The following is a 12,868-nucleotide window of genomic DNA, read 5'->3' on the forward strand; positions in this document are numbered from 1 at the left end:
TTTCATTAATAAAAATCCCGTTACTTGGTAGCGGGATTTTTTTTTGTTGAAATTTTGAATGTTTTTTCACACATACCATTTTTAAGAATTCTGATTCCTTTTTTAGCGGGAATAAGTTGTGCAGTACTACTTTTTGAAAACAATAATTTTACCCCATTTGTATTCATAATTATTTCAATTATTCTTTTTCTGTTTCTATTTGATAAATCTTCGGGCATTTCAAAAATAATTTTTTTAGCAGCTTGTGATTTATTTTTATTCTTTTTTGGCGCAGCAGTAATTCAAAAGAAGAATGTAGAAAACTGCAATACGTATTATGCGAATGCCATAAACATAAAAGAAAGAAATAAATTTCTGATTACTATAGCAGATTTACCGTTAGAGAAAGAAAAAACGTTAAAGTTGAAGGCAAAAGTACAAGGCGTTTTGGCCGGAAATAAATACAAAACTTCAACAGGGGATTTTATTGTTTATTTGAAAAAAACTCCAAATCAAAAAAGAATCAAAGCCGGTGAGCAATTTGTTATTGAGGCTAAATTATTGGAACCGCCATCACCTTTAAATCCTCTTGAATTTAATTACAAGAGTTATTTGCATAGGAATCAAATAAATCATATTTGTTTTATTAACGAAAGTGAAATGTTTGCGGCAGCAACTACTTCAGGTTTAAATGTATTGCAAGAATGGGGGATACGTTTGAAGGAAATGATACTCCAAAATATTAAAACTTCCGATTTGTCTCCGGAAGCTGTTGCCATTTGTTCCGCTTTAATCACCGGATATGATTCCGAAATTTCAAGAGAGATTTTGGATAATTTTGCGCATACAGGGACATTGCATGTACTCTCTGTTTCGGGTTTACATACCGGTTTAGTTTTTTTAACCTTGTCTTTTTTATTTAGCTTTTTTGAAATCAAAAGGAAATGGCCCGTACTAAAATTCATCTTTATTATTTCCGGATTATGGTTGCTGGCTTTAATTACCGGTTTTGCACCTCCGGTAACTAGAGCGGTGCTTATGTTTAGTATTTTAGGTATAGGTCAACTTTTTTTTAAGAATAACGCCAGAAATAGTATTAATATTTTATTTTTTTCTGCCTTTTTACTTTTATTGTTAGATCCCTATTTATTGTTTGACGTTGGTTTTCAACTAAGTTATTCGGCTGTGTTTGGAATTATTTATTTGCATCCAAAATTTACAACTCTAATTACAACACAAAACAAAGCATTATGTTATTTAATGAATGCAAGTTTTACTTCTTTGGCTGCAACCATAACCACGCTGCCATTTACCTTATTGTATTTTAAACAATTTCCACTATGGTTTATACTTTGTAATTTATTAATAGTGCCTCTTACTTTTGTTTTAATGATTTTGGTTTTGCCGGTAATTTTTAAACTTAAGTTCACAATTTATATAATCAATAAATTGGTAGTATTTATGCTTGGATTTATTACTTGGTTCAATAATCCGGCAATTGGTTATATTGATAATATAGATTTTAATTCTGTTGATTTTATTTTCCTGAGTATTTTATTACTTTTAGTATTTCAGATTTTCCGTAGCAGATCCTATCGCAGCGTAGTTTCTTTTTTTGCACTTCTCATAATCTGGCAGTTTAATTCGGTCATTCAGGCGTACTATGCCAAAAGTTCAAGTCAGTTTACTACTTATCATATCAAAAATAAATCTATAGCTTCGATTAAAAATACAATGTTCACATATATAAATCCGCATGAAAAAAGCGATTATAATTTTCATATTCGCAATCACATTATTTCATTTAATCATGCCCAGGTTTATACAAAAGAGTTTAACCGCATTCAAATGCCGGGAAGTGAAATACAAATTTTGGGTAAACACGCATTACCCTTTGGGGTAAATAATCCGTTGAATAAAACAATACTTATTACAAACAATTATCAGTTATCTGAAAAATCATTCTTAAATTTAAAAAATGTGCAGTTGGTCGTTTGTGATGGATCTAATTCATACACAACTTGTTTGCAAACTAAAAAACTATGCCTGAAATATGGAGTTAATTGTTTTAGTACTTTTGAAAAAGGAGCTTATATAAAAGAGATTTAAATGAAATTGAGGATTGGAGATATTGTTCGTTTTTTGAATGAAAAGGGCGAAGGAAAAGTAACGCGAATAAAAAATGCAACTACTGTTTACGTAGAGCTTTCTGATGGTTTTGAAATTCCTTATCCTGTAAAAGATTTGGTTCCAATTCATACTACTTTAATCTTAGATAAGGATACCGATAATATTGAAATGAGCACAGAACCCGGTGATGCAGATGCCATTTATTTTATCATTGAGCCTGATCATGAACTCGAATTATTGGTGAACGAATATCGTTTATTTATTTACAATGCTTCTTCTTTTCAAATGCTATATACGTATTCAATTAAAGAAGGGGAGTATTATCAAACGCTTAAGCATGGAGAATTAGGGGCCTATCAAAAAGTACTTTTGAAGCAAGTTAAACTTAGTTTTTTTAAGGAATTTCAGTATCATAAAATAAATTGTATTTTATTCAAAAATTCGCATTTCAAGGCTCAATTACCAATTGCCGAAATATTAAGTATTAATGAACAGGTACTGAAAACGGAAAAGAAAATACAGCACGATGAATTTAAAAATCCGGTTTACGGGTTTATTTTAAAGGAAGAATTTTATAATACTAAAGAGGTTTTACAAACTTTAAACGAAGAGGATATTAAAAGGATAGCAGCTATAAAAGAGTTTAAATCTTCTGTTTCAGTTTCCAGAAGTAAAAAGCAATACTTTAAGTCTTTGGAGAAGGAAGTCGATCTTCATATAGAAGAGTTAGTAAAGGATACTAAGGGTTTGTCGAGTTATGAAAAGTTAAATATTCAACTGGAACGATTTGAGAAAGAATTAGATCAAGCCATCGAAAATAATTTAAAAAAAATTATTTTTATACATGGAGTGGGAAGCGGAAGATTAAAAGCTGAGATATTGCAAATTCTTAAAACGACTAATGGTATAACTTTTCATGATGCACCCTATAAAGAATTCGGTTTCGGAGCTACGCAGGTCAATATCCTGTAATTCCCTTTGTGGAGTACTATGTGAACAACTCCCTGTCAATTTTTTCAATTTGGGATTATTTTTTACGATATTAGATAAACCTAAATTTTATGATTCCATTTTCACCCCCAAGAATTGACGATAAAATTTGTGAAGCAGTTGTAGATGCTTTAAAAAGCGGATGGATTACAACCGGTCCGCGTACCAAAGAATTTGAAAATAAACTTACCGAGTACTGTGGCAATAAAAAAACACTTTGTTTAAACAGTGCTACGGCCGGCCTGGAATTAATGCTGAGGTGGTTCGGCGTAAAAGAAGGGGATGAAGTTATTATTCCCGCTTATACCTATTCTGCTACTGCCAATGTTGTAATTCATTGTGGCGCCAAACCTGTTTTTGTGGATGTGAATTTCGATGATTTTAATTTAGATGTGAGTTTGTTAAGTGATTATATTACGGATAAAACTAAGGTAATTATTCCTGTTGATTTTGGTGGAATGCCTTGTCATTATAAAGTAATTAATGAATTGGTGGAAGTGTACAAGGATAAGTTTGTACCTGCAAATGAAGTGCAGAAAAAATTGGGACGCATTATGGTGTTAAGTGATGCAGCGCATAGTTTAGGTGCAAGTTTGCGAGGTAATAAAGCCGGATCGCTAACTGATGTTTCTGTTTTCTCCTTTCATGCAGTTAAAAATTTAACTACTGCTGAAGGTGGCGCCATCGCCTTAAATTTTGATGAAAATTTATTTGATAATAATGAAATTTATAATGAATTATGCATCAAAAGTTTGCATGGTCAGAATAAAGATGCTTTAGCTAAAACTCAAAAAGGAAGCTGGCGATACGATGTTACAGAAGCGGGTTATAAATGCAATATGACGGATATTTCGGCTTCCATTGGATTGGTTGAATTGGCCAGATACGAGAATGATACTTTGGTAAAAAGAAAACACATTGCAAATTTATATCACACTTTGCTGAAAGATGTTCCTAAAATTGAACTTCCTATTTTTCAGGATTCTATTCGTGAGAGCTCTTATCACCTGTATCCTCTGCGAATACGTGGAATTTCAGAACAGCAACGCGATGCTATTATACAGGAAATTTTTGATAGAGATGTGAGTGTTAATGTGCATTTTCTTCCGGTGCCCGCCATGTCATTTTACGCGAATTTAGGTTATAAGGTAACAGATTATAAAACAGCTTATGATAATTATTGCAGAGAAATATCACTTCCTTTATACTACAACCTCACGGACGAACAAGTGCAAACCGTAGCTCGCGCAGTAATTGAAAGTATTCAAAAAGTATTAAATTCCTAAAATAAGCTATTCCCTTCCTTGAAACGAGTTTTTGATATTCTATTTTCACTTTGCGGAATTGTTATTCTATTGCCTGTTTTTATTCTTATCCTAGTACTTATTTTATTAAATGATGGATGGCCTGTTTTATATAGACAAGTTAGAGTAGGGCAATGTAATCAGGATTTCACCTTAATCAAGTTTCGTACCATGAGAAAAAATTCTGATCTATTGGGTTTACTTACGGTTGGCGGACGTGATCCTCGTGTTACGGCAATAGGCTACTATTTGAGAAAGTATAAACTAGATGAATTACCTCAATTGTTTAATGTACTAATGGGACAAATGAGTTTAGTAGGTCCTCGTCCGGAAGTTCGAAAGTACGTGCAATTATATACAGATGAACAATTAAAAATTTTGAATGTTAAACCCGGGATAACCGATTATGCTTCTCTGGAATATTATAATGAAAACGAATTATTGGCTAAATCTGCTAATCCCGAAAAAACTTATATTGATGAAGTGATGCCGGCAAAATTAAATTTGAATAAGAAATATGTAGAAGAAGCAGGAGTGCTAATCGATTTAAAAATAATTTTTCTAACTATTAAAAAAATATTAGCTTAAAATCAGGCCATCTGTTGTTCTGAATTTTGATTTAAAATATCTCGTAGCCATTCTTCGGCCTCTTCTTCTGTTTTAAATAATTTGGTGGGTACTTTAGGTTTATTAAAGTTGATATATACATTTCCTAAAATTCTAACCGACATGGATTTAATAATTACCGCTTCAGCTAATCTACCCAACACGGGATTGTTAGCAGCGTATTCTCGGGCTTCTTTGGTGGCTGAAGTACGTGCACCTGCTATCACCAGAATTACATGTCTCTTGCCCAGGGTGATTTTAGCATATAATTCCCGCTGTGCAATGATATCCTCCAACTCCATTTCAGAATCATTATCTAAAATTGTTTTAATGAAACTGCTGTCATTATAAAATACAGTTGCGTAATTTGTTCTTATGGAGTTGGTATATGGTGTTGAACTCAAGATGTATTAAAAATACTAATTTATTTTTAGTTACTCAACCTATTTTACTCCAGTCTTTTTTCGCTTTTGATAAGGTATTTAAACCTTGTAAAACCGCATTGTTTTTTGGTAATTGCAAATTAGGGTCTTCTTCCAATAATATTTCAGCGCATTGCCTAGCCATTTGTAATATTTGACCATCTCTAGCTAAGTCTGCCAGTTTTAAATCCATTACACCACTTTGAACTGTACCTTCAATGTCGCCCGGACCTCTTAATTTTAAATCAACTTCACTAATTTCAAATCCATCATTCGTTCGCACCATGGTTTCCAATCTGGTTTTAGTTTCCCGACTTAACTTATTTCCCGACATAAGTATGCAATAACTTTGTTCTGCGCCTCTTCCAACTCGACCTCTTAATTGATGTAATTGGGCAAGTCCAAATCGTTCTGCGCTTTCAATAATCATCACTGAAGCGTTAGGAACATTTACCCCAACTTCAATAACTGTTGTGGCAACCATAATTTGAGTTTCGCCCTTTACAAACCTTTGCATTTCTTTTTCCTTCACATCATTTTTTAATTTGCCATGCACAATACTGATTTGGAATTCAGGTGGGGGAAATTCATTCAATAAATGATCATATCCTTCTTGCAAATTTCTTAAATCCATTTTTTCACTTTCCTGTATCAATGGATATACAATATATACTTGTCGGCCTAATTTCACTTGTTCTTTTATAAAACCAAAAACTTTTAATCGCTGACTTTCAAAATAATGAACAGTTTTTATGGCTTTTCTGCCAGGTGGTAATTCATCAATAATACTGCTGTCTAAATCTCCGTACAAAGTCATAGCTAACGTTCTTGGAATTGGAGTAGCGGTCATAAGTAATACATGAGGAGGATGAATGTTTTTAGCAGATAGTTTAGCTCGTTGAGCCACACCAAATCGATGTTGTTCATCAATTACTGCTAAACCCAGATTTTTAAACTGCACATTATCTTCAATTAACGCGTGTGTTCCTATTAAAATCTGTAATTCACCGTTTAATAATTTTTCATCAATTATTTTTCTTTTTTTTGCCGGCGTTGAACCGGTTAAAATTTCAAAGCGAATATCCATGTCACCTAACATATTGCTAAAGGTTTCGAAATGCTGTTGCGCTAGTATTTCGGTGGGAGCCATCATGCAACATTGAAAGTTATTATCAATTGCAATGAGCATACTCATTAGTGCTACTAATGTTTTCCCACTGCCTACATCACCCTGAATTAGCCTATGCATTTGTCGACCACTTCCGGTATCCGTTCTGATTTCTTTCAAAACTCTTTTCTGTGCGCCGGTTAATTCATAGGGCAAATGTTTTTCAAAAAAGGAAGTAAAAGCCTCACCAACTTTTTTAAAATGAAAACCAATGCCGGTTGTTTTTCTGTTTTTATTTATTCGCAATAATCTCAGTTGAATGAAAAATAATTCTTCAAATTTTATTCGTTTTCGTGCTGATGTCATTTCACTTTCAGAATTTGGAAAATGAATTAGCGAATAGCTTTGGTATTTACTTATGAATTGATAATCGCTAATCATTTCCTGAGGAAATGTTTCCTGAATATTTTCCGGTTTTAATTGATCAATTAATATTTTCATTAATTTTCGAATCCCTTCGCTTTCCAATCCTTTCACCTTTAATTTTTCAGTACTATGGTATACGGGTTGAAATGGGCTTCTGGTTGATAACGATTCTTCTGTTGCCATTTCAATTTCAGGATGTGCGAAATTTATTTTTCCGTTAAAAAATGTAGGTTTACCATACAAAATATATTCTTTTCCACTCTGGAGTTTACTGGCCATCCAATGTTGTGCTTTAAACCAAACCAATTCAACTAGGCCGGTGTTATCTCTGAATAAAACAGATAAACGTCCGCCTCTTTTCGGACCAACCATTTCCAGATGTTCAATTTTACCTCTTAGTTGCACGGGTCCGCTTTCCAAATTTATTTCAGCAATTTTTTGAAAGCTTGTTTTATCAATATATCGGAATGGATAATGCTCCAATAAATCTTTATAAGTAAAAATTCCTAATTCTTTTTTTAATACTTCGGCACGAACCGGACCAACTCCTTTTAAATATTCAATTGGGGTATCAAGCATTTTACTAATTTAATTACAAGCTTTTGTTGAAACAATTTATATGTATCAAATATTTTGGCGATTTATACACTTAAATTTGATTAATGCCACGCTTATTTCTAATAATGACATGCTTGTGTAGTTTAAGAGTGAGTGCTCAGTTCTTAGATACACTTCATAATGTGTTTAATCAACGATCACATGTAGATGCGCGGCTTGAATCAAGATACGGATTAATAAATAACACAGCTACCATGGTTAGGGGAGTAAGGTTAGGTATTGCATTTAATAGAAAGTTGAGATTAGGTGGAGGGTTAAGTTGGTTAAATACAAATTATTTTGAGCGACGTATTTTAATACAGGAAAATAATGAAGTTATTATTACAGATAGATATTTAAAATTTGCATACTTGTGTTTTTACGCAGATTTTGTTTTTCACAAAACAAAGAGATGGCAATTAAGCGTACCGATTCAGATTGGGGGAGGCGGTGCTTGGTATCAAGACAGGGCCAAATATGATTTAAATGCATACCCTAAGTATGCTATATTTTTGTATGAACCCGGAATTACCGTGCAATTTAAAATTTTCAGATGGCTTGGTTTGGGTTCGGATTTTGGGTGCAGAATGGTGTTGAAGGATAAAAGAATTACTGAACGAATAAGCTCTCCAATAATCAGTTTGAAGTTAATGCTTTGGCCTGATCAACTTTATTATTTGTTGTTTCCGAAATCTAAAATGAGTACAAAAAAAGGTCCGGCTGTTTGGTAACTAATCTGAAATTTTTACTGCTTCATAACACTTGAATTCACCGGCATTGCCCATAAATTCAGCATCAACATCAACAAGTCCAACCTTTTTTAATTGTTCTTTAGTTAAGGGTTTATTTAAAAACCAGCGGTCATCCTGAACTTTTAAATCAACATCTTTATTAATAAGAATTTGATTCAGTTGTTTTTGAGTCAGGAATAGAATTCCTTCTTCTTCATCTTCACTGGCTGCATCCAAAAGTGTGCCAACTAACTTAAGTTTAGGAACCTCAGGCTTGTATTTAAAGTCAAGTCCCTCTTCCGCATTTAATTCTATGTATTGAATTCCGGTGATGTGAATTTCTGCCATTGTAACAATTTTGTGCAAGTTTACTAAATATGGTCAATTCCTGCAATAAAAATGTTAAAAACCAATCAATAATTATTAATAAAATGAGTGAATTTAAGCAGAACCATGGAATTATCAGGTTCCCTGTTCCAATGAAAAAGTAAATGTTGTGCCTTTATCTACAACGCTTTCTACTTTGATAGATTTGGAGTGAACATCAATAATGTGTTTAACAATGGCTAGTCCTAATCCGGTACCACCCTGTTCGCGGCTTCGGCCTTTATCAATGCGGTAAAAGCGTTCAAACACCCTTGCTAAATGTTTTTCTTCAATGCCGGGTCCGTTATCTTTAACCTGAACCACTACGTCATCATTTAAATAATTAAAACTAATTGTAGTTGTACCATCCTCTTTACCGTATTTGATACTATTCGTAATTAGATTAACCAATACCTGTCTTATTCTGAATTTATCGGCGTAAACCAGAATGGGCTTATCGTATTTTTTAGCTAATTCGAGTTTAATTTTCTTTTTAGCAGCACTCATTTCCAATGCTGCGTAAATATCTTTCGTTAGAACGGCAATATCAAAATTATCCTTTTCCAGATTCAAATCACCGGTTTCCAGCTGCGTAATAGTTTCTAAATCGTCGATGATATTGATTAAACGATCAATACTTTTTTCTGTTCTTTTTAAGTATTCCATATTTATGGAATCATCGTGTAAACCTCCATGAATTAAAGTATCCACGTAACCTTGAATGTTAAATACGGGAGTTTTTAGTTCATGAGAAACATTGCCAATATATTCCTTTCTGTAACTATCCAAATTTTTTATTTGTAACAATTCCTTTTCACGGCTTAGTATTAATTCGTCAACTTGTTCATCCAAATCGGCGAGGCTATCAATTTCCTCCAGTTGATTTCTGGCTTTGGGCAATTCTTTGTAAAGAAATTTGCTTTTAATTTTAGCACTTAGTTCATTGATTTTTGAAGCGATATCAATAAAATAAAAATAATAAAGTGTGATAATACTTACTACAAAATATATAAACAGGGATAAAAGGAAATAAGTAAGGTCAACATTAAATCTTCCGATTTTCAAAATAGTTAAGAATGCAACAACACTTAAAATACAACTGATTAAGCTTAAAACGAAAATCCGAACAGATATTTTACTTTTACCAGACAAACTAAGAGTAAAATTAATCAATTACATGGAATACGTAGAATAAAAAAACCCCGGGAGGATAATCCGGGGTGTACATTCTTTAATTTTCAATTTATTCTGCGATAACAATTACGCCATTTTTTCCAACTTCAACTACTCCGCCTTTAACTTCAAATACCAATTCGTTATTGTCTTCTTCAATCAAAGTTACTTTACCATTTTTAAGTGTTGCTATTAATGGCGCATGATTATTCATCACACCAAAGCTTCCTTCAGATCCCGGAAAAACTGCCGATTTAACAGAACCTTCAAATAGTTTTTTTTCAGGGGTAATAATTTCGAGTTTCATGTTAGGCAATTAAAGCTTTTATTTATTTTCTGATAAAATTTTCTTTCCTTTTTCGATAGCTTCTTCAATGGATCCTACCAGGTTGAAGGCTGCTTCAGGATATTCGTCTACTTTACCGTCCATAATCATATTAAAGCCCTTAATAGTATCTTCAATACTTACAAATACACCTTTTAATCCGGTAAATTGTTCAGCAACATGGAAAGGTTGAGAAAGGAAACGTTGAACACGGCGAGCGCGATGAACAATTAGTTTATCCTCTTCACTTAATTCATCCATTCCCAGGATGGCAATAATATCCTGTAATTCTTTATAACGCTGTAAAATTCCTTTAACACGTTGAGCACAATTGTAATGAGCTTCACCTAAAACCGCAGGGGTTAAAATTCGGGAAGTAGAATCCAAAGGGTCTACGGCCGGGTAGATACCTAATTCGGCAATTTTTCTGCTTAATACGGTAGTTGCATCTAAGTGTGAGAAAGTTGTAGCGGGAGCAGGATCGGTAAGATCATCCGCCGGCACATAAACAGCTTGCACAGAGGTAATCGATCCCTTTTTAGTGGACGTAATTCGTTCTTGCATCAATCCCATTTCAGTAGCTAAAGTAGGCTGATAGCCAACCGCAGAAGGCATACGGCCTAATAAGGCGGAAACCTCGGAGCCGGCTTGTGTAAACCTGAAAATATTATCAATAAAGAATAAAATATCTTTTCCTTGACCAGAGCCTTCACCATCTCTGAAATATTCGGCGAGTGTTAATCCGGATAAGGCAACGCGCGCTCTGGCTCCCGGAGGCTCATTCATTTGACCAAAAACGAAGGCTGCCTGCGATTTTTCCAATTCCTTAAGATCTACTTTACTTAAATCCCAACCGCCTTCTTCCATACTATGCTTAAAGGCATCGCCATATTTTACAATGCCCGATTCAATCATTTCTCTTAATAAGTCATTTCCTTCACGCGAACGCTCACCTACACCGGCAAATACCGAAAATCCCGAGTGCCCCTTAGCGATATTATTAATCAATTCCTGAATTAATACGGTTTTACCTACACCTGCGCCTCCAAACAATCCAATTTTACCTCCTTTTGCATAAGGCTCAATTAAATCAATTACTTTAATTCCGGTAAATAAAACTTCAGTTGAAGTAGAAAGATCTTCAAATTTTGGTGGCTGACGGTGAATAGCATATCCGCCCGTATTATCAACAGTGTTAATTCCATCAATGGCTTCACCAACCACATTAAAAAGTCTTCCTTTCACTTTATCACCGGTTGGCATAGTAATCGCTCTTCCGGTAACTACCACTTCCATTCCCCGATAAACACCGTCGGTACTATCCATTGCAATAGTTCTTACGGTGTCTTCACCAATATGTTGTTGAATTTCAAGTACAATTTTCTGACCGCCTTTTACAATTTCTAAGGCATCTAATATATTTGGCAGTGTTCCACCGTTTAAATCGAAGCGAACATCGATAACTGGACCAATAACCTGAGCAATTTTACCAACTAGTTTTGACATATAAATTCTGTGTTTTTAAATTCAGGCGCAAAGGTAATGGTTTTCTTATAATTTTATAAAAAAAGCACCATTTTTATTAGACGTTTCTTAACAAAAAGAAATGATTTTCTGAACTTAAAACTGAGCATTATCATTTGTTTTTACCTGATTCATTTGTTTTATTTTCATTTTTGTTCTATACACGCCTATTTGGCTTATTTTTTGAACGGAATAGCTATTAAAACCTTAATTTTACATCATGTTAGTAGTGCAGAATACCAAGCATTTTCGTATTGAAAAACCAACAATTGTTACCATTGGTACATTTGATGGCGTGCACCTTGGACATCAAAAAATATTAAGCCGACTACAACAATTAAAGAAAAAACATGGATTAACGACCCTTGTTTTAACTTTTGAACCTCATCCTCGAATGATTTTAGAACCGGATAATGACGAACTGAAATTGTTAACCCTTATTGATGAGAAATTAGATATGCTCGAAAATTATGGAGTAGATGTAACGGTAGTATATCCATTTGACAAAGAATTTTCAAATATAGAAGCAGTAGATTATATTGAAAACATTCTCGTGAATAATTTACATGTGAAATACCTGGTAATTGGATACGATCATCATTTTGGAAAGAATAGAGGAGGAAATATTAAACTATTTGAAAAACTGAAGGACAAATACGGATATCATATTGAAGAAATTGATGCCTTAGATATAGATAAAAGTACAATCAGCAGCAGCCGAATCCGAAAGTCAATTGAACAAGGTCATATGAATATGGCCAACAACTTTTTAGGACATAATTATTTTTTAAATGCCACGGTTGTCCACGGTAAAAAGTTAGGTAGAACTTTAGGCTATCCAACAGCAAACCTAAAAATAGTAAGTAAAAATAAACTTATACCAAAGCAAGGTGTTTATTTTGTTACCGTTACTTTCGGAAAAAATAACTATTACGGGATGCTCAATATTGGATTGAATGTTACAACTGATACCGACACAAATATTAAAATTGAAGTCAATATATTCGATTTTGAAGGAGATTTATACGGCAAAACACTTAAAATAAGTTTCAATAATTATTTACGGGAAGAGAAAAAGTTTAATAATTTGGAAGAATTAACTCAAGCATTAAACAGAGATAAAGAAAAATGTATGAAGCTGATTGAAGAAATGAATAAAATACAATGCGCAGTGATAAAAAAGTAAA

12 protein-coding genes are annotated in these 12,868 nt (G+C 33.5%); 6 read left to right on the forward strand and 6 right to left on the reverse strand.

Features of this window, described 5'->3' with window-relative positions; translation table 11 throughout:
- The first annotated feature begins 54 nt into the window (after positions 1-54).
- From IPM51_04025 to IPM51_04040, 4 genes are all read left to right on the forward strand, one after another.
- Complete coding sequence (locus tag IPM51_04025) at positions 55-2,088, forward strand: ComEC family competence protein (GenBank protein ID MBK9283468.1); 2,034 nt, start codon at positions 55-57, stop codon at positions 2,086-2,088.
- Positions 2,089-3,081 carry a Smr/MutS family protein gene (locus IPM51_04030; GenBank protein ID MBK9283469.1) on the forward strand — a complete coding sequence of 331 codons (993 nt, stop codon included), beginning with the start codon at positions 2,089-2,091 and terminating at the stop codon, positions 3,079-3,081.
- 89 nt (positions 3,082-3,170) lie between these two features.
- Positions 3,171-4,385 (forward strand): DegT/DnrJ/EryC1/StrS aminotransferase family protein, encoded by a 1,215-nt coding sequence (locus tag IPM51_04035; protein MBK9283470.1) that lies wholly within the window; start codon positions 3,171-3,173, stop codon positions 4,383-4,385.
- Between the two features lie 18 nt (positions 4,386-4,403).
- Entirely contained in the window at positions 4,404-4,991 is a 588-nt protein-coding gene (locus IPM51_04040; GenBank protein ID MBK9283471.1) for a sugar transferase, read from the forward strand.
- Between the two features lie 2 nt (positions 4,992-4,993).
- On the opposite strand, the gene IPM51_04045 is transcribed toward IPM51_04040, so the two are convergent.
- Together IPM51_04045 and recG are read right to left on the reverse strand one after the other, a co-directional pair.
- Complete coding sequence (locus IPM51_04045; GenBank protein MBK9283472.1) at positions 4,994-5,413, reverse strand: hypothetical protein; 420 nt, start codon at positions 5,411-5,413, stop codon at positions 4,994-4,996.
- Between the two features lie 34 nt (positions 5,414-5,447).
- Complete coding sequence (recG, locus tag IPM51_04050; protein ID MBK9283473.1) at positions 5,448-7,544, reverse strand: ATP-dependent DNA helicase RecG; 2,097 nt, start codon at positions 7,542-7,544, stop codon at positions 5,448-5,450.
- Positions 7,545-7,672: 128 nt separating this feature from the next.
- Here recG and IPM51_04055 point away from each other — a divergent pair, with 128 nt between their 5' ends.
- Positions 7,673-8,293 carry a hypothetical protein gene (locus IPM51_04055; protein MBK9283474.1) on the forward strand — a complete coding sequence of 207 codons (621 nt, stop codon included), beginning with the start codon at positions 7,673-7,675 and terminating at the stop codon, positions 8,291-8,293.
- Here the strand turns inward: IPM51_04055 and IPM51_04060 are convergent, their stop codons facing one another.
- From IPM51_04060 to IPM51_04075, 4 genes are all read right to left on the reverse strand, one after another.
- Entirely contained in the window at positions 8,294-8,641 is a 348-nt protein-coding gene (locus IPM51_04060) for a hypothetical protein (GenBank protein ID MBK9283475.1), read from the reverse strand.
- A 114-nt stretch (positions 8,642-8,755) separates the two neighbouring features.
- Positions 8,756-9,811, reverse strand: a complete 1,056-nt coding sequence (locus IPM51_04065) for a sensor histidine kinase (protein MBK9283476.1) — start codon at positions 9,809-9,811, stop codon at positions 8,756-8,758.
- 91 nt (positions 9,812-9,902) lie between these two features.
- Positions 9,903-10,139, reverse strand: a complete 237-nt coding sequence (gene atpC / locus IPM51_04070) for an ATP synthase F1 subunit epsilon (protein MBK9283477.1) — start codon at positions 10,137-10,139, stop codon at positions 9,903-9,905.
- 18 nt (positions 10,140-10,157) lie between these two features.
- Positions 10,158-11,663, reverse strand: a complete 1,506-nt coding sequence (locus tag IPM51_04075) for a F0F1 ATP synthase subunit beta (GenBank protein MBK9283478.1) — start codon at positions 11,661-11,663, stop codon at positions 10,158-10,160.
- A 238-nt stretch (positions 11,664-11,901) separates the two neighbouring features.
- Between IPM51_04075 and IPM51_04080 the strand changes: the two genes are divergently transcribed.
- Positions 11,902-12,867, forward strand: a complete 966-nt coding sequence (locus tag IPM51_04080; protein ID MBK9283479.1) for a bifunctional riboflavin kinase/FAD synthetase — start codon at positions 11,902-11,904, stop codon at positions 12,865-12,867.
- Position 12,868 lies beyond the last annotated feature (1 nt).

This window comes from Sphingobacteriaceae bacterium, assembly GCA_016715905.1.
Lineage (GTDB): Bacteria > Bacteroidota > Bacteroidia > B-17B0 > Aurantibacillaceae > Aurantibacillus.